General features: G+C 59.3%; 20 protein-coding genes and 1 pseudogene. 13 read left to right on the top strand and 8 right to left on the bottom strand.

The window, feature by feature from the left end:
• Positions 1 to 1,050: a PLP-dependent cysteine synthase family protein gene (locus JS46_RS04655; protein ID WP_033748511.1), complete on the top strand. Its 1,050-nt coding sequence runs from the start codon at positions 1 to 3 to the stop codon at positions 1,048 to 1,050.
• Positions 1,051 to 1,095: 45 nt separating this feature from the next.
• On the opposite strand, the gene JS46_RS04650 is transcribed toward JS46_RS04655, so the two are convergent.
• A complete protein-coding gene (locus tag JS46_RS04650; RefSeq protein ID WP_033748510.1) occupies positions 1,096 to 2,154 on the bottom strand; it encodes an ABC transporter substrate-binding protein in 1,059 nt (352 codons plus the stop codon).
• 201 nt (positions 2,155 to 2,355) lie between these two features.
• Between JS46_RS04650 and JS46_RS04645 the strand changes: the two genes are divergently transcribed.
• The 4 genes from JS46_RS04645 (at position 2,356) to JS46_RS04630 (ending at position 6,420) form a co-directional block, all read left to right on the top strand.
• A complete protein-coding gene (locus JS46_RS04645; RefSeq protein ID WP_033748508.1) occupies positions 2,356 to 3,501 on the top strand; it encodes an acyl-CoA dehydrogenase in 1,146 nt (381 codons plus the stop codon).
• The gene (locus JS46_RS04640) at positions 3,498 to 4,601 is read left to right on the top strand and encodes an LLM class flavin-dependent oxidoreductase (RefSeq protein WP_235212964.1); all 1,104 of its coding nucleotides are present in this window, start codon (positions 3,498 to 3,500) and stop codon (positions 4,599 to 4,601) included. Before JS46_RS04645 ends, JS46_RS04640 begins: the two co-directional genes overlap by 4 nt.
• Before the next feature lie 105 nt (positions 4,602 to 4,706).
• Positions 4,707 to 5,300, top strand: a complete 594-nt coding sequence (locus tag JS46_RS04635) for a hypothetical protein (RefSeq protein ID WP_033748506.1) — start codon at positions 4,707 to 4,709, stop codon at positions 5,298 to 5,300.
• Positions 5,301 to 5,310: 10 nt separating this feature from the next.
• The gene (locus tag JS46_RS04630; RefSeq protein WP_033748504.1) at positions 5,311 to 6,420 is read left to right on the top strand and encodes an XRE family transcriptional regulator; all 1,110 of its coding nucleotides are present in this window, start codon (positions 5,311 to 5,313) and stop codon (positions 6,418 to 6,420) included.
• Between the two features lie 104 nt (positions 6,421 to 6,524).
• Here the strand turns inward: JS46_RS04630 and fhuE are convergent, their stop codons facing one another.
• Positions 6,525 to 8,747, bottom strand: a complete 2,223-nt coding sequence (gene fhuE, locus JS46_RS04625; protein WP_033748502.1) for a ferric-rhodotorulic acid/ferric-coprogen receptor FhuE — start codon at positions 8,745 to 8,747, stop codon at positions 6,525 to 6,527.
• A gap of 1,013 nt (positions 8,748 to 9,760) precedes the next feature.
• On the opposite strand from fhuE, the gene JS46_RS04620 reads away from it, so the two are divergent.
• A complete protein-coding gene (locus JS46_RS04620; RefSeq protein ID WP_033748500.1) occupies positions 9,761 to 10,162 on the top strand; it encodes an H-NS family nucleoid-associated regulatory protein in 402 nt (133 codons plus the stop codon).
• Between the two features lie 67 nt (positions 10,163 to 10,229).
• Here JS46_RS04620 and JS46_RS04615 read toward each other — a convergent pair whose 3' ends face one another.
• Positions 10,230 to 11,531, bottom strand: coding sequence for an LLM class flavin-dependent oxidoreductase (locus JS46_RS04615; RefSeq protein ID WP_033748498.1), 1,302 nt, complete (start codon positions 11,529 to 11,531; stop codon positions 10,230 to 10,232).
• 39 nt (positions 11,532 to 11,570) lie between these two features.
• Positions 11,571 to 12,644 carry an iron-containing alcohol dehydrogenase family protein gene (locus JS46_RS04610; RefSeq protein WP_033748496.1) on the bottom strand — a complete coding sequence of 358 codons (1,074 nt, stop codon included), beginning with the start codon at positions 12,642 to 12,644 and terminating at the stop codon, positions 11,571 to 11,573.
• Between the two features lie 268 nt (positions 12,645 to 12,912).
• On the opposite strand from JS46_RS04610, the gene JS46_RS04605 reads away from it, so the two are divergent.
• Entirely contained in the window at positions 12,913 to 14,214 is a 1,302-nt protein-coding gene (locus JS46_RS04605; RefSeq protein ID WP_033748494.1) for an MmgE/PrpD family protein, read from the top strand.
• 10 nt (positions 14,215 to 14,224) lie between these two features.
• Here the strand turns inward: JS46_RS04605 and JS46_RS04600 are convergent, their stop codons facing one another.
• From JS46_RS04600 to JS46_RS04585, 4 genes are read right to left on the bottom strand one after another with little or no spacing between them, the layout of a single operon-like run.
• Positions 14,225 to 16,507 (bottom strand): molybdopterin-dependent oxidoreductase, encoded by a 2,283-nt coding sequence (locus JS46_RS04600; RefSeq protein ID WP_033748492.1) that lies wholly within the window; start codon positions 16,505 to 16,507, stop codon positions 14,225 to 14,227.
• Positions 16,508 to 16,531: 24 nt separating this feature from the next.
• The gene (locus JS46_RS04595; protein ID WP_033748490.1) at positions 16,532 to 17,293 is read right to left on the bottom strand and encodes an amino acid ABC transporter ATP-binding protein; all 762 of its coding nucleotides are present in this window, start codon (positions 17,291 to 17,293) and stop codon (positions 16,532 to 16,534) included.
• Entirely contained in the window at positions 17,286 to 18,212 is a 927-nt protein-coding gene (locus JS46_RS04590; RefSeq protein WP_033748488.1) for an amino acid ABC transporter permease, read from the bottom strand. Before JS46_RS04590 ends, JS46_RS04595 begins: the two co-directional genes overlap by 8 nt.
• Positions 18,209 to 19,096 carry an ABC transporter substrate-binding protein gene (locus tag JS46_RS04585; protein ID WP_187143699.1) on the bottom strand — a complete coding sequence of 296 codons (888 nt, stop codon included), beginning with the start codon at positions 19,094 to 19,096 and terminating at the stop codon, positions 18,209 to 18,211. Before JS46_RS04585 ends, JS46_RS04590 begins: the two co-directional genes overlap by 4 nt.
• Before the next feature lie 330 nt (positions 19,097 to 19,426).
• Between JS46_RS04585 and JS46_RS04580 the strand changes: the two genes are divergently transcribed.
• The 6 genes and pseudogenes from JS46_RS04580 to JS46_RS04560 all read left to right on the top strand — a co-directional run bounded on the left by JS46_RS04580 (position 19,427) and on the right by JS46_RS04560 (position 25,045).
• Complete coding sequence (locus JS46_RS04580) at positions 19,427 to 21,571, top strand: TonB-dependent siderophore receptor (protein WP_152560679.1); 2,145 nt, start codon at positions 19,427 to 19,429, stop codon at positions 21,569 to 21,571.
• A gap of 184 nt (positions 21,572 to 21,755) precedes the next feature.
• Positions 21,756 to 22,307, top strand: coding sequence for a serine acetyltransferase (locus JS46_RS04575; protein ID WP_033748483.1), 552 nt, complete (start codon positions 21,756 to 21,758; stop codon positions 22,305 to 22,307).
• Between the two features lie 340 nt (positions 22,308 to 22,647).
• Positions 22,648 to 23,013 (top strand): annotated as a pseudogene (locus JS46_RS24780) (gfo/Idh/MocA family oxidoreductase); the annotation flags it as partial.
• Positions 22,994 to 23,191: a hypothetical protein gene (locus JS46_RS04570; protein WP_033748481.1), complete on the top strand. Its 198-nt coding sequence runs from the start codon at positions 22,994 to 22,996 to the stop codon at positions 23,189 to 23,191. The pseudogene JS46_RS24780 and the gene JS46_RS04570, both read left to right, overlap by 20 nt.
• A gap of 206 nt (positions 23,192 to 23,397) precedes the next feature.
• A complete protein-coding gene (locus JS46_RS04565) occupies positions 23,398 to 23,601 on the top strand; it encodes a hypothetical protein (protein WP_033748479.1) in 204 nt (67 codons plus the stop codon).
• 187 nt (positions 23,602 to 23,788) lie between these two features.
• A complete protein-coding gene (locus JS46_RS04560) occupies positions 23,789 to 25,045 on the top strand; it encodes a mechanosensitive ion channel family protein (RefSeq protein ID WP_033748477.1) in 1,257 nt (418 codons plus the stop codon).
• The last annotated feature ends 158 nt before the right edge of the window (positions 25,046 to 25,203 follow it).

Genomic DNA, 25,203 nt, shown 5'->3' with positions numbered 1-25,203 from the left:
GTGGCTGCATCTATCTATAACTCTGTGACCGAACTGATTGGACAAACGCCGCTGCTGCGCCTGTCGCGCTTTAGCGAGCGCCACGGCGTACGCGCCGAACTGCTCGGCAAGCTGGAACTCTTTAACCCTAACCATAGCGTCAAGGATCGCATCGCGCTGGCGATGATTGAACAGGCGGAGCGCGACGGCCATATCAAGCCGGGTGACATCATCGCCGAAACCACCAGCGGAAACACCGGCATCGGCGTTGCCTCGATCGCGGCGGCCAAAGGCTATCGCTTTCGCGTCTACATCAACGATTTCGTCAGTATCGAGCGCAGCAAGATTATTCAGGCCTACGGCGCAGAGGTGGTACCCTTCAGCACCGTGCCGGGCTTCGCCGATTACTATGAGGCCAGCGACGGCGACTTTGTCGCCGCCACGCGCTGGCTGGTGGCGCAGGTGGCCGAAGCCGAGCCGGACGTGCATTTTCTTCAGCAGCTACAGAACCCGGCAAACCCGCGCGTGCATGAGCTGACCACCGGCCCGGAAATCTGGCGCGATACCCAAGGCAAACTCGATATTTTCGTCGCCTCGGTAGGCACCGGCGGCACGCTTTCCGGCATCGGGCGCTATCTGAAAGCGCAGGATCCCGCCATTCAGGTGGTCGCCGTGGAACCAGGCATCGGCTCGCAGCCGAGCCCGCAGCATCCGGAACCGCTGGAGATTACCGGCGTCCATGCCTTCAGCGGCCAGCCGCCGGAGCGGATCCCGCCGAATCTGGATCCTCAGATTTATGACGACGCGATCGCGGTGGAAACCTGGCAGGCGTATCAGGCTGCGCGCCAGTTCGCGCTGGCGGAAGGCATACTGGTCGGAGATTCGTCAGGCGCGGTGCTGTTTGCTGCGCAGCAGCTGGCGGCACGGCCGGAAAATCAGGGCAAGCGCATCGTTCTGCTGCTGGCCGACGGCGGCGTCAACTACCTCAGCACGCGCCTGTTCAGCCACGAGCACCCCGCGGAGAGCCTGAAAGAGGCGACGGCGGTGCAGACCTCGCAGCTACTGCTGTAAGAGAGACAGAGGAATAAAACGGCAGCCTCGGGCTGCCGAATTTTTTTACGCCAGCACGTTCGCAGTTATGCCTTTGGCGAACAGCAGCGGATCGGTTTCCGGGTGCAGCACCTTGATGGCCTTCAGGTCGCGCGCGTAGATATCGATCTCTTTCACAAAGGCGTCCCCTGAGGAATAGTGCCCGTGGGTATGGGTTTTCAGCACGCTGGCGATTTCGTCAGGATTGGTATTCAACGCCTTGCTGTTAAAGGCCTGTGCGATGACTTCGGGATGCTGCGCGGCATAGGCGTGGGCCTGCAAAATCGCGTGGGTAATCGCCGCGGCCACTTCAGGGCGATCGCGGATCAGGCTGCCGCGCGTGCCGATCACGCAGCAACTGAGGTTGGCATAGTCGTCGCTGAGGTTGGTGGCGACTTCCCGAAAGCCCGGTTGCTGCGTCAGACGCCACATCACCGGGTCGGAGCCGCTCGCCGCCTGAATCCCCCCTTTTTGCAGCACCATCGGCAGTAAGTCCTGCGGGAAAACGCGCCAGTCCACGTCACTATTGGGATCGACGTCGTGCCGCTTGAGCAGCAGCGAGAAGAAGTTTTTATCCGCGCCCGCCATATCGGTGACGCCGATGGTTTTGCCTTTCAGCGCCTGCAGCGAGGTCGGCCCGTCGTCGCGCGTCAGCAGCCGCATACAGCCACCGTGGGTGCCCGCCGTCAGCTTAACGTCAAAGCCCTGCTCCAGCGCCTTGAGCCAGCGCAGCGCCATGCCGACCGCCGCTTCCGCCTTGCCGGTGGCAATCGACTCCAGCAGCAGCTCGGTGGAGTTGCCGAAGTTAACGAACTCGACCTCCAGGTTGTGCGCTTTAAAGAACTGATGCTGATCCGCCACCACGACCGGCGCCAGACAGATGGCGTTGAGATTGACCGCCAGACGCACCGGCGTCGGCTGCGCCAGCGCCCATTTGCCCGCGCCGCCCTGCAGCAGATCGTGCGGCATCGACATGCCGGGCATGGCGTTATCCGCCCGGAGCGACGGCGAAAAGGCGCTGGCGGCAAACGCCGCGGCGGAATAATGCAAAAATTGCCGACGAGATAAAACGCTATTTACTGGCATGCTCTTTCCCCCGAATGAAATACCCTTTGCCGGAAATGAAATATCAAAGAAATATGACGACAGGGGCAGAGTAATGGGAAACAGAGGGGGCAACCAGCCTGTAAATTATGCCGATTCCGCATGTGGTTATCCGCTTTAATGCTTTTACTTCGCTAAGAGAAAAATAAAGAATCGACAATCCCCCTGAATAACTGAGGCAAGATGATGGCGCTTAGCGAATATCTTCACGAGCTGCTGCCGGTGATTAGCCAGACGCTGGCGAGCAGCGCGGCGGAGGTGGACAGACGTGGCGAATTTCCCACGGCCAATTTCGCGCTGCTGCGCCAGCACGGCCTGCTCAGTTTCGCGCTGCCTGCGTCTGCGGGCGGCGGCGGCGCGGATCTGGCGGCGTGCCGCGCGGCGATCGCCGCGGTGGCGCAGGGCGAACCTTCTACCGCGCTTATCCTGATTATGCAGTACTTGAACGCCCGTCGGCTCGGCGACGACGCCAGCTGGCCCGCCGACGTGCGCCGCCAGGTGGCGCAGAGCATCGCGCAGCATGGGGCGCTAATTAACGCGCTGCGCGTCGAGCCGGAGCTGGGCACGCCCGCGCGCGGCGGCCTGCCCGCCACCACCGCGCGACGCGCCGCCGACGGCTGGCGCATCAGCGGCGAAAAAATCTACTCCACCGGCAGTGTCGGACTGAGCTGGTTTCTGGTCTGGGGCCGCAGCGACGACGCGGATCCGCTGGTCGGCGCCTGGCTGGTGCCCGCTTCCGCGCCCGGCATCCGCATTGAAGAGGAGTGGGATCATCTGGGCATGCGCGCCACCTGCAGCCACCGCGTGGTGCTGGAGGAGGTCTGGGTGCCGCTGGAGAATGCGGTCAACGTCAGCCGCTGGAGCACGCCGTGTCCGGCGCTCAACGACGAAGAGAACCTGTGGATGGCGGTACTGCTGGGCACGCTCTATGACGCGGTGGCGCGCGCGGCGCAGCGTGAATTCATCCGCTTTCTGCAGCAGCGCGTGCCCGCCAACCTGGGCCAGCCGCTGGCGAGCCTGCCGCGCTTTCAGGAGCTGACGGGCCGCATCGAAACCCTGCTGTTTACCAGCCGCACGCTGCTCGACAGTGCGGCAGCTGGCCAGATCGCCGCAGCCGACGCGGCGAAAGTGAAACAGGTCACTATCGATAACGCCATTCGCAGCGTGCAGCTGATGGTCGAGCATATCGGCAATCACGCGCTGACGCGCGCCAACCCGCTCGAACGCCACCTGCGCAACGTACTGTGCGGCCGGATCCATACGCCGCAGGACGATGTTATTTTCACCGCCGCCGGCAAAGCGGCCCTTTTATCCGACAGGAGTGAATGATGACGCTGGAATTTATTGGTCTGGTCGGCGCGCATGAGGCGAGCGAGTCCGACGCCGGCAACGGTCAGGTGGTGGATCTGCCCTTTATCAAAGCCTTTGCCCAGACGCAGGCGTATGCGGGTTTTGACAAAGTGCTGCTGGCGGTAAATACCCGCGCGCCAGATTCGATGATTATCGCCAGCTACGTGGCGGCGTTCACCGATAAGCTCGGCCTGCTGGTGGCGCATCGGCCCGGCTTTCAGGCGCCGACCTTCGCAGCGCGCCAGTTCGCGACGCTGGACCAGCTCAGCCAGGGGCGTGCGGCGATCAACGTGATTACCGGCGGCGACAGCGGCGATCTGCAGCGCGACGGCGACTTTCTCGATAAAGAGAGCCGCTATGCGCGCAGCGGCGAATATCTGGAGATTATGAAGCAGGTATGGACGTCGCCGCAGCCGTTCAGCTTTGAGGGCGATTTCTATCAGGTGCGGGACAACTTTACCGAGGTGAAGCCGTACCAGAAACCGCGCGTGCCGATTTACTTTTCCGGCGCGTCGGATGCGGCGGTAGAGATTGCTGCGCGCCATGCCGACGTTTATATGATGTGGGGCGAGCCGCTGGAGCAGGTGAAAGAGCGAATCGCCCAGGTGCGCGCGGCGGCGCAGAAATATGGCCGCGAGGATCAGATTCGCTTTAGCCTGTCGCTGCGCCCGGTGCTGGGCACGACCGATGAAGAGGCCTGGCAGCGCGCCGACCATCTGCTCGCGCAGGCGCAGGCGAGGCTCGGCGGCCAGGCGATCCAGCCCGACAGCAATACCGGCTCGCAGCGGCTATATCAGCTGGCGACGGCGCGTAAGGTCTACGACAGCTGCCTGTGGACCGGCATCGCCGCCCTTTCCGGCGCGGCGGGCAACTCCACCTCGCTGGTCGGCGCGCCGGAGACGGTAGCCGAGGCGGCGCTGGAATATTACAAGCTCGGCGTCACCACCTTCCTGTTCCGCGGCTTCGATCAGCTGCGCGACGCGGCGGATTACGGGCGGTTGCTGCTGCCGACGATCCGCGAGCGCGTCGCGACGTATGATGCAGCGCGCGTCGGCATTAACTTACAGCACCATAAATAACCCTCTGACGCGTCGTGCATCCCAAAAATGATTGACAAACCTGCCTTTGCGCACCAACATCCCGATTGACAAATCCTTCGAATTGCAATTTGAAGGAATATTAAAATGCAAACTCACCCTTACCCCTGGCTTTTTTATCCTGAACTTTCTGAAGAACGTCTTTCACTTATTGCCGAAGAGCTGCTTAAGGTACTTGATATGACCTGGCAGCAACTCTCTTCACCGCTGGATGATAACTACACTCGCGGAACCTGTACGTTTGGCCGACAGCGACAAATGCTTATCGCTCTTTGTCTGAGTGGTAAGCATAATTGGCTGCAGCTGACCCATCCGGGAATGGATGTGACGTTCAATATTGAAAATATTCCGGTGCGCTTTTTCGCAGACGATCCGGACAATCCCAAAAAGCCCGGTTTTTTTCGCAGGAATGAAGTGGACCAGCTCTTTGAGCCTCAGCTGACCACGCCTACGCTGCATCGTTTTGTGGTTGAGAAGCCAGAATTTGAGGGTGAAGGCGCGCGAGTGCATTTCATTGGCACTAATGCGCTGGATGAAATTGTTTCAAAATGGACCTTTAGAGAAGGACGTGTGCCGCCGCTGCATGCGATGGGCGATACCCCGCCCGCATCCGTTCCCATTGTCCTGGATCCTATCCGGGCACCGACCCGCGATAAGCAAAGGCCATCAGATAATAAGTAACAGGTGAAACGTGTTTAACGGTTCGAATTTACGACTGGCTCGTCTGTATCACGAGCTGTCGCTGGAGCAAGTGGCTGAGCGAGTCAGCAAGACTCGTCAGTACATACAGCGGCTGGAAACCGGCATTGCTGTCCCTACTCCCGTACTGGCAAAAGAATTAGCCGTCGCTTTAAAGGTGACGCCTGAATTCTTTCGCCTACACGAGCCGCAACGCGTCAACGAAGAGCTGGTGCACTTTCGTAAACGGGAAGGCACGCGAGTGTCAACGCGGCTTTCAACGCTGGCAAAGGCCGAGCTTTACGGCCGTTTGATAACCCTTCTCGATCGGCAACTGGAACTGCCTCCCGTCTGTTTTCAGGAGATTACCGCCCATACCCCGGAAGAGATTGAGAGTGCGGCTGAAAAATGCCGTGTCGACTGGGGGCTGGGATTGGGGCCGATTGATAATATGACGCGTCTGGCCGAAAAGCTCGGCGCTTTTGTTACCTCGTTTGATTCCCTTTCCGATGAGGTAGACGCATTGTCTGTGCCGCTCGAACGCCCGTTTATCGTCAGAAACAGAGCGAAGAAATCAGCCTGTCGTCAGCGCTTCGATATAGCGCATGAAATTGCGCATCTGATTCTGCACAGCGGGATAACGACCGGCGATCGTGCGACAGAATCTCAGGCGAACCGATTTGCTTCAGCGCTTTTGCTTCCTCGTTCGGCTATGGCAAGCTTCTTTCCGCCGCCGGTCGGAGGACGCATCAACTGGAAAGGATTAAGCGAATTCAAGCTAACCTGGAAGGTCAGCAAAGCGGCGATCGTCTACAGAGCGCATCAGCTCGGTTTATTAACAGACGCACAGTACAAAACGGCTTTTACCGCATTGAAACGCAAAGGCGAAGCGATAGATGAAAAGGAAGATAGTTTGATCGTCAGCGAGAAGCCGGAGTTTTTGCCCAGCGCTCTGAACTTTCTTTATGAGAATATGAATGTTGATAAAGCAGCGGTTGCGCAGGCGTTGGCAATAACCCCCTGTTTACTGGATGAGCTTACTGAAGTCGCTGCTCCTGAAGGCGACATTCGTTTTAGCGGGAATGTCGTTTATTTAAGCGGCTATATCAAAAACATCCCTTAATTTGCCTCTCTGTTCAGCTAGCCTGGCGATGTCATCGCTTTGAAGCAAAAACGGCGGGTACAGCCTGAGCTGTCCCGCCGTGGTTTTACTCGCTGAAAGTCCACTCAGAACCGATAGGTTGCCGATACCGAGAAGTTTCGCGGCGCGCCATAGACGTTATAGGCGCCGACCCAGGTGTCGTACTCTTTGTCGAACAGGTTATTCAGGTTGGCCTGCAGCGACAGGTTTTTATTCACCTCATAACGAGCGAAGAGATCCACCAGCGCATAGCTGCCCTGCTTCGCGTGCCAGGTGCCGTTGCCTTCCGGCGCGCCAACATCCTGCCAGGTGTGCGTCTGCCAGTTCACGCCGCCGCCGAGCGTCAGCTGATCCAGCATCGGCAGGCGATAGCTGGTAAAGAGATTAAAGGTGGTGCGCGGCAGCTGCGAGTTATAGGCGTTGCCGTCGCGATCTTCCGCCAGATAGGTGGTGCCGCCAAATGTCATCTGCCAGTTGTCGGTGAGCGCGCCGTTCAACTCAAACTCCACGCCGCGGCTGACCACGCCATCCTTCGCCTCGTAGGCGGTGCTCTGCGAGCCCGGAATAACCTGGCCGGTATCTACCCCGACATTGTCCAGCTCGGTGCGGAACACGGAGACCGTGGTGGTCAGACGGCTGTTGAGCCAGTCGGACTTCACGCCCACCTCGTAGTTTTTCCCGATCACCGGGGAGAGGAAGGCGCCGCTGCTGTCGCGGTAGTCCTGCGGCTGGAACACCGAGGTGTAGCTGGCGTAGGCAGACCAGTTCTCGGCGAAGTCGTAAATCAGCCCGCCGTACGGCGTGGTGTTATTCTTCTCCAGCTCTTCCCCGGAGGCCAGCGTCTGACGATTCCAGTTGGTGTAGCGCGCGCCCAGGATCAGATGCAGCGGATCGGCGAGCGAAATGCGCGTCGCGAGGTAGACCGCTTTCTGCCGCACAGTGGTGCTGTCCGCCGTTAGCTCACGCGGGCCCCAGTCGGTCTCCGGGAAGTTGCCGTTATAGTCGTTGTAGTTGCCCAGCTCGTCCGCCGAAATATTGGCCCAGGAGCTGTAATACTTATTGTCCTGACGGCTGTAGTTAACGCCGATCATCAGCTCATGCTGACGACCCAGCAGCTCATAGGGGCCGCTGGCGAAAGCGTCTACCGCATCCACCTTGCGCTTGCCGGTGTTGTAGCCGGTGCCGCCCACTACCGGATAGTTGGCGTACTGCGAGACGCCGAGGCCGGTGGTTTTATCAAAGTAGCCGTCGAGGTAGAGCTGCTTGCTGTCGAGGTACATCTCGTTATGCGTACCGTTCAGCGTGATGTTCCAGCCGTTGTCGAAATCCTGCTTCAGGTTCACGAACAGCTTTTTGTTCTCTTGATCGTTATAGGCCCACTCCGGCGCGGTGTTGAAACCGCGGCGGGTATGAATCTGCGTGCCGTCGGTGTACCAGCGCGGCGTGCCGCTCCACATCGTCGAGTCGGTATTGACCTGCGAGAACTCATAGCCCACCGAGAGGGTGGTAGAGTCGGTCAGATCGGCGTCAACCACGCCGTAGACAAACTGCTTAGTCGCGCCGTAGCGCTCGATAAAGCTGTTTTTGTCGTCATAGCCCGCTACCAGGCGGCCGCGCACGCTGCCGTCGCTGTTGAGCGGCGTCGAGAGATCGGCGACGTAGCGCTGCTTGCCCCAGCTGCCGTAGGTCGCGGAGACGCTGCCGGTGAATTCTTTGCTGTCGGCGTGCTTGCGCACCATGTTGATAGCGGCCGACGGGTTGCCCGGCCCGGTCAGCAGACCGGTCGCGCCGCGCACCACTTCGACCCGCTCGTAGAGCGCCATATCAGACTTGGCGTCGCCCAGGTTCCAGTTTGAGGCGAAGGTGGTCGGAATACCGTCGACCATAAAGTTGTCGATGGGAAAGCCGCGCGAATAATAAGTAATGCGATCCATATCGGGACTGACGGCGGTGATCGCCGTGGTGTTGTGCAGCACGTCATTCAGCGACTGCAGCTGCTGATCTTCCATGCGCTGCTTGCTGACGACAGTGACCGACTGCGGAATATCGCGCGCGGTCAGCGCCATTTTGGTGCCAGCGCGCGTAATCGGCACGCTGTAATCGCGCGCGTCCTGCTGCCCGGTGCTGCTGGCGCTGGCCTCGACGACAAGCGTCTGTCCGCTGGAGGCGGCCGTATCGGCAGCATGGGCGCTCTGCGCGACGCTGGCGGCGATTAGCACGGCCAGCAGCGAGCGTTGCAGAGGGTGTTTCATGGCGCTGGCGCAATCGCCTGCGCGGTTTTCCCTGACGCGCTGAACATCAAAAGACATCACTCTTCCTCTTTTTTCATTATTGGGTATGGCTGCCACTGGTTGCCGGATCGACTCGCCTGTCCGGCCGCAGGACGCTGTCCTGACGTGATGCTGTAATAAAGCAAATGAGAAATATACGCATTGCTATTATCATTGCAAGCAATTGTTAATAAATGCTGCAAAAGTTCATCAGCCAGGAATCGGCAGAAAAACACTGATTAATAAGAGGTTTATGAAGTAAATCTGCTTAAGCACGGCGTAACTACTGGAATTTACAGGAAAGTCAGGCGGCAACTGACCCGGCAGACTCTGGGCGCGCAGGCCGCAACCTGAGGCGAGATGACCAAATAAAGCGGTTTCGCCGCTTAGCTCGCGATGCTGGGAATCTATGACGGTTCCATAACCGACGCGATGGCTGGAAAGAACAGAGGCCTTATTAATTCGCTAATTGTCGGCTGATTAATATAAGGGCGCCTCTGCGACCGAAGAAAATTTATTCCAGATTATGAAATAGTGAAACAACGCGAGCTTTTTAAGCGGGAAAATAGTTCCGCACGTCACTACCGCCGCGTTACGCTAAATAGCCGCTGACGCTTGCAAGAGGTAAATATTGCAAAAGTTAATGATAACGCTGTGCAAAGAGTGGCCGTTTTAATAGGTTTATAACTTGTATTCGCTGATAAATTTGGCGCCATTGTACAGATCACCTGTAAAATAGCGGGGAGATATGGCGATGCAGGTGAGTTAAACTGCCAGTTATCAGCAGGATAAGAGCTGTTACGTTTAAAAATAAACGTAAGGCCGCAGCTCGATCGCCTTAACGGCAACCGCGCGAAAACTATTCATCGCCCTCCCTGCTTTCCGCTGCGTTATATTTGTGCTTGTTTTTTTATGCTAATACATTAACCCGGGCGAGGTAGCAATTGGCTATCAATTTAATGATACTCTCTGTGCTTTAGCTTATTTCCTTTATCTACTTTTTACCGTAAACTGCGCGCTTTACATATTTTGATTCGTTAAGGGTTATATCCATGAGTGATGCGCTGAAAGCATTGAATAATCTTCGTACGCTGCGCGTTCAGGCACGAGAAATTGAGCTCGACGTGTTAAACGAGATGCTCGAAAAGTTCTCTGTCGTTGTCGCAGAACGCCGTGAAGAAGTGAATGCTGAACAAGCCGCGCAAAAAGAAAAAGCGGAGAAGCTGGCGTTGTATAAAGAGATGCTGATGAAAGACGGCATCGATATTTCCGATCTGGCCGACCTGGCGCAGAACGAAAGCAAACCCAAAGCGAAACGCGCGCCGCGCCCGGCAAAATATAAGTTCACGGATGAAACCGGCGAAACCAAATTCTGGACCGGTCAGGGCCGCACGCCTTCGCCGATTAAAAAAGTGCTGGATGCAGGCGGCTCGCTCGACGAGTTCCTGATCTAATAAGAAAGGCGCTGATATCAGCGCCTTTTTTTATTTCTGCATTGCGGCTTTCTGCGCGGCAGCCAGGTCAGACCGTTGGCAGACCAAGGTTCTCACGTAGCGTGGCGTAGGCATAGTCGGTCGGGAACAGACCGCGACGACGCAGTTCCGGGATCACCAGCTCCACAAACAGATCCAGCTGCTCCGGCATAATGGCCGGCATAATATTAAAGCCGTCTGCGCCGCCCTGCTCCAGCCAGAGCTGGAAGTCGTCGGCGATATCCTCTGCGGTACCGACAATAACCCGGTGCCCGCGCGAGCCCGCCGCGATCGCCGCCAGTTCGCGCAGCGTCAGGTTCTCGCGCTTCGCCATATCGGTCATTAGCTTCACGCGGCTCTGGTTGCCCTCGCCCAGCGGCACTTCCGGCACCGGGCCGTCCAGCGGATAGCTGGAAAGATCCATACCAAAGCGCAGCGAAAGCTGTTTCAGCCCGTTGTCGATATCCACCAGCGTGTTCAGCTCTTTCCACAGCGCTTTCGCCGCTTCACGCGTGCGGCCGACAATCGGCATCACGCCCGGCATGATCACCACGTGATCCGGATTGCGGCCTGCGGCTGCGACCTGCGCCTTCTGCGACTGATAAAACGCCTGCGCCTCTTCCAGACTGGCGGCGGCGGTAAAAACCACTTCGGCGGTTTCGGCGGCGAGCTGCTGCCCGTCGGCGGAAGATCCCGCTTCGATAATCACCGGACGCCCCTGCGGGGAGCGGGTGATATTCAGCGGACCCTGCACCTGGAAATGCTCGCCGACGTGGTTGATCGAATTGATCTTGTCGTTAACGAAATACTGGCCCGATGCCGGATCCGGCTCTACCGCGCCCTCTTCCCAGCCTTCCCACAGTTTACTGGTCACCTGCAGAAATTCGCGCGCGCGCGCATAGCGCTCGGCGTGGTTCGGCATATCGTCGCGGCTGAAGTTTTTCGCCACGTCGGCGGAGAACGACGTCACCACGTTCCAGGCGGCGCGGCCGCGGCTGATATGATCCAGCGAGGAGAAGGTGCGCGCCATGGTGAAGGGATCGCTGAAGGTGGTCGACGCGGTGGCGGCCAGCCCGATACGGCGGGTATTGACCGCTACCGCCGACAGCATGGTCAGCGGTTCGAGGCGCGCCATGGTAGAGGGCAGACGATACATGCTGGTCGCCAGCGCGTCGCCGACGAAAAAGAGATCGAAACGTCCCGCTTCCGCTTTCTGCGCCAGGCGAATCAGCCAGTCGATATCGGTCGGCGCCCCCAGCTCTTCGGTCAGGCGCCAGCCGCTCACGTGATGCCCTACCGGCTGAACGAAAAGACCAAGACGCAGACGATTTTTTGCAGATGAACTGTCCATATTATTTCCCTGATTAAAGTAAGAGCCGTCTTTGGGCGGCTATGAAAAATGGTCGGTGGCGATAAGCGCCTGTTCCAGCGCCGCCGACGAAACGTCAAACGGCAGACGCGCCGCGCTGGCTGCCGGAAAACGCACTTCAGCGGCCAGACGATGCAGCGCCGCCGCGCGATCGCCTGCCAGCACGGGCAGCTTCAGCGGAGCGTCGAAGCGGCGCAGCAGCGCCACCAGCGCCGGGTCCGGTTCGCCGTTGCCCTGCTCCATAAAAGACTGAACCAACAGGCTGTAACCGACTTTTTCGCCGTGCAGCCAGGGGTGCAGCGCCGGCAGTCCGGTCAGGCGATTATGGATGGCGTGGGCGTAGCCCGGCGTCGGTAGAGTATCGCGCATACTGTTGGCCAGTCCAGCCAGCACGATATTCGCGTCGATGATACGCTCCAGCGCAAAGGTCACCTGGCGTTGCCGGTTGGCCGCTACCGCCTCGTCGCCCCACTGCCGATAGGCGTCCACCGCGCGCTGTGCCGCCATGACCTTCAAATCGAGCGCCAGGCTATCGGGATTGTGGCGCTGATAGGGACGAAACTCATACCACTTGGCCAGCGCATCGACGATGCCCGCTTTCAGGTAGCGCACATCGCTGCGGGCGATGATTTCGCTGTCCACCAGCACCAGCGCCGGCATATTGCGCAGCGGCTGGCTGCGCAGATGCGCGCCCTGCGCGTTATAGACGATCGCCACCGGCGACCAGGCGGCGCAGGTGGCGGCCAGCGTGGCAAAGTTGATCACCGCAACCTTATCCAGCCCGTCGCCCGCCGCTTTGGCGCAGTCCAGCACGCGCCCGCCGCCGACGGCCAGAATCGCCTCCGCGCCCTGCTGCGCCGTATTCGCCTGAAGCTGGCTAATCGCCTCGTCGGTGCATTCGCCGTCGAGCAGCTCCAGCTGCCAGCGGATGCCCTGCCTTTCGAGGCTTTCGGTGAGTTCAGGATTCACCGCCTGCCAGGCGCGCGGCGAGGAGAGAATACGAAGATGGGTAGCGATGGGACGAATATGTTCTCCGGCCCGCGCGCGGATCCCGGCCTGCTGTAGATAGGCTTGCGGCGATTTGATGGCTAACACGGCTTATCCTGCTGTGGGTCTGCTGCCCGCTAAAAAGGTCGGGTAAACAGAGAGTTAATAAGGTTGCACATGCGCGTGGCGTATGCAGGGCATAGTACGACAAACGCTAATTTAAGCAACGCCTTATGCGGCCTCGCCTCTTCATAAATTCGCATTAGCTTAGCGATATTTCAGATATAGACAGCGGCGCCTTTGTTGCTACCCTCTGGGTTCTGCTTTTTATTTCGGAGATGTCGATGCATTTTTTCCGTTATCTGGCGGCGACGCCGTGAGCCTGACCACGCAGCTCAGCCAGCCGATCCGCCTGTCACAGCCCGATGACGCCGCGCACCAGCGCGCGCGCCAGGGGGTGCAGGATTTTCTCGCCGTAAGCTGGCCGATACTCAACCAACAGGCGCCAGACAGCGGCTTGCCGCTGCTGAAAACGATTTATAGCGATAGCGGGCCCGCGTCGCGCGCGCTGCTGCTCGGCTACGCCGCGCACGCGCTCGACTATGACGATTTTCACGCCGACTTTCGCGGCCATCCCAGCGTGGTGATCCTGCCTGCGCTGCTGGCGTGGGCGGCGGAGAACAAGGCGTTTGACGCGGCGCGCTTTCTGGACGCCTGTAGCATCGGCGTAGAGATGGCCGGCCGGCTCGGCCTGGCGATGACGCAAAGCCACTACACGCTCGGCTACCACAATACCGCATCGCTCGGCACGCTGGCCGCCGCCGCGGCACTGGCGCGCTTTAGCGGCGCGGACGCGCGCCAGACCGCGGTGCTGCTCGGCATCGCCGCTACCGAAGCGAGCGGCCTGCGCGCCCAGTTCGGCTCGGCGGTGAAGCCACTGCATGCCGGTTTCGCCGCCGAGCGCGCGGTGCGCGCCGCGCAGCTGGCGCTGGCGGGGTTCGACGGACAGCCGGAGGGCGTGCTCGAGGCCTTTATTTCGCTGGGCAGCGCGCGTGAGGCGCAGCCTGAAAAGCTGCTGGAAAACTGGGGCGCGCCCTGGCGCATCGTCTCGCCAGGCCTGGAGTTCAAACCCTTCGCCACCTGCGCCGGCACGCATAGCGCCGCGGAGGCGACGCGTGAGATCCGCCAGCGCTGGAGCGGTTCGACACCAGAGCTGCTGAGCGCTATCGATCGCATAACCGTGGCCTTTCCGCCCGGCGGCGATATCGCCGCCTCAGTGCGCCAGCCGAAAAACGGCATCGAAGCGCGTTTTAGCCTGGAATATGTCATCGCCGCCATGCTGATTTACGGTGACCTGCGCATGGCGGACTTTGCCGAAGGTGAAGTCAACCCGCAGATTATGGCGCTGGCGGCGAAGGTAACGCGCCAGCCCGACCAGAATGCGCCGCCGGATGCCCTCAATCCCGGGTTGCGCTTCCATGAAGTGACGCTGTTTCTCAACGACGGCACGCTGCTGCGCCAGCGGCGCACCCGTCAGCAGTCGCTGGCGACGCCGGTGGACGTCGCAGGCAAGCTGCGCGCGGCGCTGGACGGGCAGCCCGCGCTGCTGGCCTGCAGCGCGCTGCGCGATGATGAGGATTTACGCCGCCTGGCGCAGACGCTGATCGCCGCGCTGTAGCGTCCGGCGCTTAGCTTTGCGGCGGCGTAAAGGCGGCGACCGGCGGCGCGTCGCCGATATATTTTCTGACGTTCACCACGGCAATCTGGCCGGTGCAGCCCTGCGCCAGCGCCGAGGTGCCGATATCCTGCGTCAGCACGTTGGGGTTGCCGTGACGGCAGAGCGGCCGCGCCGCGGCGGGATCGACCGGGTCGTACCAGGCGCCGGTCGGCAGCCGCACCACGCCGGGCCTGATTGCCTCGGTGAGCGCGGCGCTCGCCAGCAGGTGCCCGCGCGCGTTGTAAAGCTCAATCACGTCGTGATCGGCGATACCCAGCCGCTGCGCGTCCAGCGGATGCAGGCTGCAAACCTCGCGCCCGTTGTGCTTGCCGCTGCGGCTGTAGTCGCCGAAATCAAGCTGGCTATGCAGGCGCGTCGCCGGCTGGTTGGCGATCAGCCAGAAAGGATAGCTTGCGGAGGGCTGCTCGCGCGGCGCGCGCCAGACCGGATGGCCGGGACAATCCTCATAGCCGAAACTGGCGATGGTGTCGGAAACGATCTGGATCTTCCCGGTGGGCGTCGGCAGCGGATGGGCCACTGGATCGGCGCGAAACGCGTTCATCATGCGGCCGCCATCCTGCAGCTGCGGCAGCGTCACCACGCCTTCCCGCCAGAAGGCGGCGAAATCGGGCAGCCCTACCTGATGCGCCGCCAGCTTCTCCTGCAGCTGCGCATAAAGATGTTCAAGCCAGCCGCGCGCGTCGCGCCCTTCGGTAAAGGCCGCCTCTCGTCCCAGGCGCCGCGCCAGCTCGCTGAAAATCTGGTAATCGTCCCGCGCCTCGCCGTACGGGGCCGCCACCGGCTGCATGGCGATAAGATGGCGGTCGGTCGGCGCCCCGCCGACATCTTCCCGCTCCAGCGTCATGGTGGCGGGCAGCACGATATCCGCGTGCCGCGCGGTAGCCGTCCAGGCGCTCTCATGGACGATCAGCGTATCAAGACGGCAAAAGGCGTGCCGCAGCCGCGCCAGATCCTGATGATGATGAAACGGGTTACCGCCTGCCCAGTAGGCCAGCCGAATGTCGGGATAGGTAAGATGGCGGCCGTTATAGTGAAATTTTTCGCCGGGATGCAGCAGCATATCGGCGATGCGCGCTACCGGAATAAAGCGATCGATGCCGTTTTTACCCTGTGGCAGCGCCGGAAAACTCGCCAGATTATGGTGTTTGCCGTAGTGCCCCAGCGCGCCGAGCGCATAGGTAAAGCCGCCGCCTGGCAGGCCTGGCTGACCCAGCGCGGCTGCCAGCGCCAGGCCCAGCCAGACCGGCTGCTCGCCATGCTGCGCGCGCTGCAGGGCGTGCGCCACGGTAATCACTACGCGTTTGCCGTGCAGTGCATGCGCCAGCGCGCGGATCTGCGCCGCGGGCAGGCCGCAGAGATCGGCGGCCCAGTCGGCATCGCGCGTAATGCCGTCTTCTTCGCCCAGCAGATAGGCTTTGAGCGTCGGCCAGCCGTGGGTATAGCGCGCCAGAAAGTCGTCGGCGGTCAGGCCCTGCGTGGTCAGCTCATGCAGCAGCGCGAGCATCAGGGCCGCGTCGCTGCCGGGGATCAGCGGTAGCCATTCGCCGCCTGCTTCATCAGGTAGATCGCTTTTCAGCGGGCTAACGGAGATAAAACGCGTGCCGCGTCGGGCGGCGCGCTGCATAAAGCCGCGCTCGGTGTGCTCGCTCAGGCCGCCGCTCGCCACCTGAGAATTTTTCAGCGCCAGTCCGCCGAACGCCAGCACCACCTCACTGTGCTCAGCGATCGACTCCCAGCTGACGCCGCGCCGCGCAATCTCGTTCATATCGCCGACGATATGCGGCAGCAGCACCGAGGCCGCGCCGGAGCTGTAGCTGTTGACCGAGCGCACATAGCCGCCCAGCACAGTATTCAGAAAGCGGTGCACCTGACTTTGCGCATGGTGAAAGCGTCCGGCGCTCGACCAGCCGTAAGATCCGCCGAAAATGCCGGCCGGCCCATAGCGCTCCCCGACGCGCCGCAGCTCGTCCGCCACCCGCGCGTACGCCTCTTCCCAGCTTACCGCCACGTAGCTGTCCAGGCCGCGACGCGCGTCGGGACCCGGCCCGTTCTCCAGCCAGCCGCGCCGTATCATCGGGCGCGCCACGCGCGCCGGATGCGCAAGCGCGTTGTGCAGATTCGCCAGCAGCGGGCTGGGATCGGGGTCGGCGCTGAAGGGGGTAATCGTCAGGCTGTCGCCGTCGCGGCGCGCGCGAAATGCGCCCCAGTGGGCGCTGTGCATACTGTCGGTCATGATCGTCCTGCGGAGAAATGGCGCTCAGAGCACCGTTGCGATGAAGTTGCGCACGCGTCCGTTGTTGGGATCGTCAAGCACCTGCTGCGTCGGCCCGGCGGCAACGATCCGGCCACTTTCCATAAACACCAGAGTGTCGGCGATTTCACGCGCGAAGCCGATCTCGTGCGTAACGATCACCATGGTGATGCCGGAGTGCGCCAGCTGCTTAATCACCTGCAGCACCTCGCCCACCAGTTCGGGATCGAGCGCGGAAGTCGGCTCGTCAAACAGCAGCACGCCGGGATCCATTGCCAGCGCGCGGGCGATAGCGACGCGCTGCTGCTGTCCGCCCGACAAATTTTGCGGCCACTCCTCTTCGCGACCCGCCAGCCCGACCTGCTGCAGCAGCGCGCGCGCTTTTTCCAGCGCCTGTTGGCGCGGCGCTTTTTTCACGCGTATCGGTGCGTCGGCGATGTTTTGCAGCACCGTGCGATGAGGAAAGAGATTGAACTGCTGAAACACCATGCCGATGTCGCGGCGCTGGCGCGCCACCTCGCCGCTGCTCAGCTCATGCAGCGCCTGCCCTTTCTGTCGGTATCCCACCAGCTCGCCGCCGATGCGGATGGTGCCGCCGTCCAGCTTTTCCAGATGGTTGATGCAGCGCAGCAGCGTCGATTTGCCCGAGCCGGACGGCCCGAGGATCACCGTCACCGAACCGGCGGGAATATCCAGATCGACCTCGTCAAGAACGGTGACGCCGGAAAAGCGTTTGGTCACGTTACGCAGAGCGATTGCCTCAGCCATTGGTGATACTCCTTTCGCTGCGCATCGGCGTAAAGCCGTTGAGCAGGCTGCGCCACAGGGTGCGCGACTGACCGCGCGATACGCCACGCGAGAAATAGCGTTCGACATAGAACTGCCCGACCGACAGCACCGAGGTCATCAGCAGATACCAGAGCGTCGCCACCAGCAGCAGCGGGATCACCTCATAGGTGCGCTGATAGATGATCTGCGCGGAAAAGAGCACATCCTGCAGCGAGATCACCGATACCACCGCCGTGGTTTTTAGCTGGCCGATCACCTCATTGCCTGCCGGCGGCAGAATGGCGCGCATCGCCTGCGGCAGGATGGTGAAGCGGAATATCTGCGCCGGCCGATAGCCGAGCGCGCGCGCCGCCTCAAGCTGCCCGTTGCCGACGCTCTGAATGCCGGCTCGCACGATCTCCGCCGCGTAGGCGGACTGGTGCATCACCAGCGCGATAACGGCAGCGCTGAACGGGCTGACCAGCGCGTTGGACTGGGCGCTCCAGAGTTCGCCGACGCCCGGCAGCGACAGGGAGAGCGTGGGATAGAGTGCGGCGATGTTGTACCACAGAAACAACTGCACCAGCATCGGCACGCCGCGAAAAAACCAGGTATAGGCCCAGCTTACCGCCACCAGTACCGGATTCGAGGAGAGGCGCATCAGCGCCAGCACCGTGCCGAAGGCGAACCCCAGCACCACCGAAATTGCCGTCAGCTGCAGGGTCATTAAAACGCCCTGCAGAATCGACGCTTCGGTAAAGTTGTCGGCGATAACGCCCCATTCGAAGCGTGGGTTATTGATCATCGAGTGGGCCATCGCCACTACGCACAGCAGCACCAGCAGCGCGCTCAGCCAGCGGCCATAGTAGCGTTTGCCGACGATGCGCAGCTCGTCAGCGCGATGCGGTTCCGGGTTCACTGGAAGATCTCCTGATTACGTTTCGCCTCTTTCACCGCGCCGAAGCCGATCTCCCAGCGATCGAGGATCTTCTGGTAGCTGCCGTCTTTGATCAGCGAATTGAGCGCCGCCTGTACTGCGGGCTCCAGCGGTGAATCTTTCGGGAACGCCACGGAAACCGGGGCATCGTTGACGCTGATCTCGCCGCTCATGGTCAGCGGTTTGATCAGCTTCACCTGCCAGGTGAGCCCTTCGTAAGGCCCGAAGAACATCGGCACGCGTCCGCTGACAACCGCCTGCACGCCAGCAGGACGATCCGGGAAAACGGCGATTTTAATCGGCGGTTTGCCTGCGCTTTCGCAGGCTTTGCTCGCCTCTTCCAGTCGGGTGATCTGCGTGGTGCCCGCCCCCGCGCCGACCTCTTTGCCGCAGACCGCGTCGAAGGTGGTGAACGGCGCGATACTGGCGCTTTTCAGAGAGATAATGCCGAGGCGGCTGGCGTTGTAGTAGCCGACGAAATCGACCTGCTTCAGGCGCGCCTGAGTGGCGTTGATATTGGAGAGCGCCACATCGTAGCGGCCGGTTTTCAGGCCGGGAATGATATTGTCGAAGCCGCCGGTGTCGCGCCACTGTACCGCGACGCCCAACCGTTCGCCGACGGCGTTCATCACGTCGATTTCGCGCCCGGCCAGGGTTTTATTGTCTTCTTTATAGAAGGTGGTCGGCGGCGTATTGGGATTAGTCCCGGCGACAATATAGCCGCGCTGCAGAATAGCGGCAGGCACCAGGCTTTTCAGCGCGGGATCGGCTTGCACATGCAGCGAGCTGTCGGTGGGCACCGAGGTGTCGGCGGCCATCGCGCCCTGCGCGGCCAGAGCGAGAGCAATAAGGGTGACACGTTGCATGAGTTTCACGGGGACCTTTCTCCTGATCAAATAAAATCCCTTGCGGGAAAAGTGGATATGTATCCAAACGGCCAGAAGGCTTCATTCTCAAGGAGGAGAGGCTGGCTTAACAAATGCGAAAAAACGCTAAGCATTGCCGTAACAAGCATTAGCGTGACGTATAGGCCGTTTCTTAACCCATTGTGTAGGAATGTAAATATGCTGACACCAACTATACAATGAGAATCATTATCACTATCATGCGCATTTACTTACACTCATTAACGTATCAGGGAGAAAGTTTAAGTGAATGTAACGGTAGATTTCAGAAAGCGCCCTTGCGCCCTGCTGATGGTTGGCATGTTGAGCGCCACCGGCGTAGGCGCGGCGGAAGAGACAGAAAAGCTGGCCGACGACGAGACGATGCTGGTCACCGCCGAGCAGATCCTCAAGCAGCAGCCCGGCGTCTCCACCATTACCGCCAAAGATATTGAAAAAAGCCCGCCGGTGAACGACCTCTCCGACATCATCCGTAAAATGCCCGGCGTCAATCTAACCGGCAACGGCGCCAGCGGCAGCCGCGGCAACAACCGCCAGATCGATATTCGCGGCATGGGGCCGGAAAATACCCTCATCCTGATTGACGGCGTGCCGGTTTCCTCGCGCAACGCGGTGCGCTACAGCTGGCGCGGCGAACGCGATTCGCGCGGCGACAGCAACTGGGTGCCGCCGGAAATGGTTGAGCGTATCGAGGTAATCCGCGGCCCGGCGGCGGCGCGCTACGGCTCCGGCGCGGCGGGCGGCGTGGTGAATATCATTACCAAGCGGCCGACCAACGACTGGCACGGGTCGCTCTCGCTGTTTACCAACCAGCCCGAAGACAGCAAAGAGGGTGCGACCAAACGCGCCAACTTCAGCCTGAGCGGGCCGCTGGCGGGCGATGCACTGACTATGCGCCTCTATGGCAACATCAATAAAACCGACGCCGACGCCTGGGACATTAATACCGCGCAGAACGGCTCCTATGCCGCGGGTCGCGAAGGCGTACGTAATAAAGATATCAACGGCGTGCTCTCCTGGAAGTTAACCCCAGAGCAGATCCTTGATTTCTCATACGGCTACAGCCGCCAGGGCAATATCTACGCGGGCGACACGCAAAACAGCAACGGCAATAACAGCGCCAACGGCCTGGTCGAATCGCTGGTCGGCAGCGAAACCAACCGTCTTTACCGCCAGTCTTATGGCCTGGCGCACAACAGCATCTGGGACTGGGGCCTGTCGAAGCTGACGTTCAACTACGAAAAAACCAATAACACGCGCCTGCAGGAAGGCTCCGGCGGCAGCGTGGAAGGAATGATCAACAGCGATAAATTCGCCACCAGCCGACTGGAGAGCTACCGCGGCAACGCGGAGATTAACTTCCCGCTCGACTGGCTGCGCGACCAGACGGTAACGCTGGGCGCGGAGTGGAACCATGACAAGCTGAACGATCCCGCCTCGATGCAGGCCGCCAACCAGGCGGGCGTCAATATCGGTGGCGTCAGCGGCAACGCGGCGGATCGCAGCAGCAAGAACAGCGCCACCCTCAGCTCGCTCTACTTCGAGGATAATATTGCCGCGACCGACTCGACCGAGATCATTCCCGGCATCCGCTTCGACTACCACAACAGCTTTGGCGCCAACTGGAGCCCGAGTCTTAACCTGTCGCAGGGTCTGGGAGACTACTTTACGCTTAAGGCGGGTATCGCTCGCGCCTTTAAAGCGCCGAACCTCTATCAGTCCACCAAAGGCTACCTGCTCTCCACCCGCGGCAACGGCTGTCCGAAAGATATCGCGTCAGGCAGCTGTTATCTGCTGGGCAGCGACGATCTTGAGCCGGAAGTGAGCGTGAATAAAGAGCTGGGCATCGAGTTCACCCATCAAGGCTATGTGGCGGGCATTACCTGGTTCCGTAACGATTATAAAAACAAGATTGTCTCTGGCCGCGAGCGCGTAGGCATCGCCTCTAACGGCTATAACATTCTGCGCTGGGAAAACGCCGGCAAAGCGGTGGTCGAAGGGCTGGAAGGCAACCTGACGGTGCCGCTGATCGCCGATACGCTGGAGTGGCGCAGCAACGCCACCTATATGCTGAAGTCGGAAGATAAAGAGACCGGTAATCCACTGTCGATTATTCCCAAGTACACCATCAACTCGCAGCTTGAGTGGCAGATGACGCGCGACCTTTCCGGCAATATCAACTGGACGATGTACGGTCGCCAGAAGCCGCGCGAGTTTTCCGAGTCGCGTCTGGAGGTGAACAATCTGTCGCAGCGCGAAGTCGGCGCCTACTCGGTACTGGGCCTGAACCTCAACTACGACCTAACGAAAAGCCTGCGCGCCAACGCAGGCGTCAGCAACCTGCTCGATAAACGGATTTATCGCGAGAACGCGGGCGCGTCGACCTATAATGAGCCTGGCCGTGCCTGGTACGCCGGCGTAACGTACAACTTCTGACCGGCCCTGCCGCCGCCGTTGCGCGACGCATTTGCGCGACGGCTGTTTGCGCGGACCGCATTGAACGTTAATTTAGGGTCCATAATACGTTGTAATTTGGCTCGCAAAAGGTTAAGGCCAGACTACCATCACCTTGTTAAGCCAGTTATAATGGGGCGCTATTAAGTTGCCACCGGTTAAATAAATGACAAAGAGCGATCCTCATTTAGAGCATTTGAAACGCTGTCTGAAGAAAGAGGTTATGGTTTCTTCTGGACCTTTCTCATGGTTTAAAACCATACACAAAGCGTTCAAATGTCCGGGCCGCCGTTATTATTTCTGGTGGCGTATAGCGAATTATCTTTACCTCAGCAAACGACACCGCAAGCTTGCTATTCGTATGGTTCGAAAGCTACGGCTTAAATACGCTTGCGATATCCATCCTGGCACGCAAATCGGCGCTGGGCTGCGTATTTCGCATTTTGTCGGTATCGTAATCTCTCATCACTGCATCATTGGCGAAAACTTTCACATCAAACAAAACGTAACTATTGGCGTGCGTTATACCAATCAGGCGGGCCATATTCATATCGGTGATCGGGTAGAAGTCGGCGCCAATAGTTGTATTATCGGCGACGACATTTTTATTGGTAATAACGTGATGATTGGCGCGATGTCTTTCGTAAATAAAAATGTGCCGGATGACTCTATCGTGCTGAATAAAAAAGAGATGACAATCCTGTCCAATCAGAGTTGATTGCGGACTCTTCTCACCGCCGCTCCCTGTACTGATGTTAATCACTCAAAACAGACGTGGCCGGCCCTTTCGCCCTAGCTTATTTTTCCTGTTTTAACTCGCAGAGGAAACAGGAAGATGCATCATTCTCCCTTTTATTCCGTCGGCGCTACTGGGCGTCAGCCCGCACTCATAGGGCAATGAAGTATTGCAACATCCTGGCGCAAGCACCGCCTGCTGCCCGCCGACCGAGTCGAAGCCTATGCCGACCACCTGTCACGCTTCGCCGGCGCGCTTTCACGGCTGGTTCGATTAGGACTCTTCCAACGAGCTTGACCTGCCCTAGAGCTGGTGCGGTTCGCGCAAGCAGACGAGTTCCGGCTCGCTGTGTGATCATGGCTCGCACGTGATCAGGGTGGCGCAATATTTGATGGGTACGATTGATAGCGTCGTGGGTCAGAAGCAGACATCATCGCGATCCGCTCCGTGCACGGCAGCGGCTATGCCGCGCAGTTGTCCGTTTAGAATGACAACCAAGTTCCAGCCGCTGGCAACATCTAAGAATCGCGCAGGCGGCGTGATAAAGTCATCACGCATCGAGGTCAGTAAGATTTTCAGCCTCGCCTGGGAGACCTTCGGCGAGGCGGGCCTTCTATTGATGGACCACGAACGCTTTAACGAGCTGAAGAGCACGCTGCGACGATGGCATGCACGAACGCGACTTTAAAACACCCTATACCACCTTTAGCGATTTTTTCGATTTCGGCTTCGCAGGCGGCGAGCTCGACTACTTTGACATACAGCTGATCGAGATGTGCGATCTAATTGGCGTGCCGAACGGCGCACGTGCGCTAGTGGTCGATTTTCGTTCGGTCTCGACAATCAGCGCTTTATTGAAGCGATGACGCGATCCGCCACGAAAGGCCGCCGGAGAAAGATTGCTGATTTAACCTGATGTAAAGCGAGGCGCGTGGGGTTATGATGCTGCCGCTGCGGGTCATGCGTCGTCACTATCCGCCGCGCCTTGCGGGAAAAAGCAGACAGATGCACAGGCGCGGGTTTCGACGCCAGGCTACGCTGAATAAACCCGTAATTCAGGAGAGTAAAGCCCGTGAAATTTGAAAATCAGGATGCGTTTAAACTGGCGGTGGCTTATATGGAGCGTAAAGAGAATGTCACCGGCATTACCGTCTACTTTAAATCCTTTATCGAGACCTACCAGAAATTCGATCGCTGGCTGAGCGCCGCCGATCCGGTGCAGGCTGTCGAAGAGGAGAAAAAAGCGGCTAAAGCCAATCCGGATTCTCTGCTCTGACACGCCGTGCGGCGGGATAAGACGGTCGGCTTTCCCTCAATCTTAACCCGTCGACATGGCGCCCCTCGCCCGGCTCCGTCTGGGCGTTGTCCTCTTGCCGCTGCCCCTTAGCGACGCATTCGTCGCTTATCATCCGCCTCTGTTTTATGCTTAACTTTCGCTCTACCTTTTTCAGTACGTGGTAAAAATGCACTATTTTAACGATTTAATGGGCTTTATTGAGGGGAACGTCGCGCTTTCCGCCACCTTCAATATTATTATGCTGATCCTCGCCGGCATGGTTGCGCATCTTGTCTGCAAATTCTTCGTGGTCAAAGTGGTGCGCAAAGTCTTTTTCAGCGCCCATAAAAGCGACGTGCCGCTGGATAAGGATGTCAGGATATCGGAGAAGCTCTCCAACTTTATTCCGGTTATCACCGTCTATTATTTGCTGCAGTTCATGCCTGAACTGCCCGAGCATCTGCAAATCGCCATCAGAACCCTGTGCGGCATTCTGTTCTTCGTCTATCTCTCACTCTTTTTTAATGAAGTGCTGGAGATCGTCAACAACTCCTATTCGAAAAAATCGAAGCGTAAAAATCATTCGATTAAAGGCTATATTCAGGTCGGCAAAATCCTGGTGCATATTTTATCGGCGATTATGATCCTGGCGATCATGTCGAATAAATCGCCGGTGATTATTATTTCCAGCCTGGGTGCGGCGGCGGCGGTATTAATGCTGGTTTTTCAGCATACGCTGCTGTCGCTGGTGGCCAATATTCAGGTCTCTTCCAACGACGTGCTGCAGCTCGGCGACTGGATAGAGATGCCGGATAAAAATCTCAGCGGCGAAGTCACCGATATCGCTCTGCATACCATTACTATCCGCAACTGGGATAACACCATCTCCCGCATTCCCACCAAAAATTTCCTGACGGAAACCTACACCAACTGGCAGGCGATGTTTTCGTCGGGCGCGCGGCGCATTATGCGCAGCTTTTATCTCGACCTCGATTCGGTCACCTTTGTGAATCAGGAAATGTTGCAGTCGATGACCCAGCTGCGCGGCGTCAGCGAACCGCTTTCGGTGCTGCTCGACGGGCGCGACATCAGCGCCGTGGGCGATCGCTGGTTTATTGAAAACGGCATGACCAATCTCACCGTGTTCCGCCACTACCTGACCGCCTGGCTGGCGCAGCGCGACGACATTCGCAAGGATATGTATATCGTGGTGCGCGCGCTCAAACCCTCGCCGGACGGACTGCCAATCGAGGTCTACTGTTTTACCTCGTCGACGCTGTGGGCCGACTATGAAAATTCGCAGTCGGCGATTTTCGAGTATATCTACGCCGTCGCCGGGATCTTTTCGCTGCGCATTTATCAGCACCCTTCCGGCTCCGATTTCTGGCGTCTTTCGCGCGATCGCGCGCAGGCGTCAGAGGAAAACCGCTCGCCTTTCGCCTGAACAGGTGAGGTTTTTCAGACAGGCTCACCTTGTTTCTTTATGCCGCTGCGCGCAGCGGCACGCCTGGCCTCTGGAATTAACTTCGCGAAGAATAAGCACCTTTTGCTGAGACATAGCCTTGCTCTTAAGCCCGGCGCCGGGCTACGCTTAAAAGGTGA

Origin of the sequence: Pantoea sp. NGS-ED-1003, from assembly GCF_000738765.1 — a bacterium.
GTDB classification, from domain to species: Bacteria; Pseudomonadota; Gammaproteobacteria; order Enterobacterales; family Enterobacteriaceae; genus Pantoea; species Pantoea septica.
Note: the sequence above shows the minus strand (reverse complement) of the source record. Positions and strands in the feature narration are given on the sequence as shown.

Excerpts from the sequence above, each read along its gene's own strand:
- JS46_RS04650 (WP_033748510.1), bottom strand. The coding sequence starts at position 2,154 with ATGCCAGTAAATAGCGTTTTATCTCGTCGGCAATTTTTGCATTATTCC.
- JS46_RS04645 (WP_033748508.1), top strand. The coding sequence starts at position 2,356 with ATGATGGCGCTTAGCGAATATCTTCACGAGCTGCTGCCGGTGATTAGC.
- JS46_RS04640 (WP_235212964.1), top strand. The coding sequence starts at position 3,498 with ATGATGACGCTGGAATTTATTGGTCTGGTCGGCGCGCATGAGGCGAGC.
- JS46_RS04635 (WP_033748506.1), top strand. The coding sequence starts at position 4,707 with ATGCAAACTCACCCTTACCCCTGGCTTTTTTATCCTGAACTTTCTGAA.
- fhuE (WP_033748502.1), bottom strand. The coding sequence starts at position 8,747 with ATGTCTTTTGATGTTCAGCGCGTCAGGGAAAACCGCGCAGGCGATTGC.
- JS46_RS04620 (WP_033748500.1), top strand. The coding sequence starts at position 9,761 with ATGAGTGATGCGCTGAAAGCATTGAATAATCTTCGTACGCTGCGCGTT.
- JS46_RS04615 (WP_033748498.1), bottom strand. The coding sequence starts at position 11,531 with ATGGACAGTTCATCTGCAAAAAATCGTCTGCGTCTTGGTCTTTTCGTT.
- JS46_RS04600 (WP_033748492.1), bottom strand. The coding sequence starts at position 16,507 with ATGACCGACAGTATGCACAGCGCCCACTGGGGCGCATTTCGCGCGCGC.
- JS46_RS04595 (WP_033748490.1), bottom strand. The coding sequence starts at position 17,293 with ATGGCTGAGGCAATCGCTCTGCGTAACGTGACCAAACGCTTTTCCGGC.
- JS46_RS04585 (WP_187143699.1), bottom strand. The coding sequence starts at position 19,096 with ATGCAACGTGTCACCCTTATTGCTCTCGCTCTGGCCGCGCAGGGCGCG.
- JS46_RS04580 (WP_152560679.1), top strand. The coding sequence starts at position 19,427 with ATGGTTGGCATGTTGAGCGCCACCGGCGTAGGCGCGGCGGAAGAGACA.
- JS46_RS04575 (WP_033748483.1), top strand. The coding sequence starts at position 21,756 with ATGACAAAGAGCGATCCTCATTTAGAGCATTTGAAACGCTGTCTGAAG.
- JS46_RS04570 (WP_033748481.1), top strand. The coding sequence starts at position 22,994 with ATGCACGAACGCGACTTTAAAACACCCTATACCACCTTTAGCGATTTT.
- JS46_RS04560 (WP_033748477.1), top strand. The coding sequence starts at position 23,789 with ATGCACTATTTTAACGATTTAATGGGCTTTATTGAGGGGAACGTCGCG.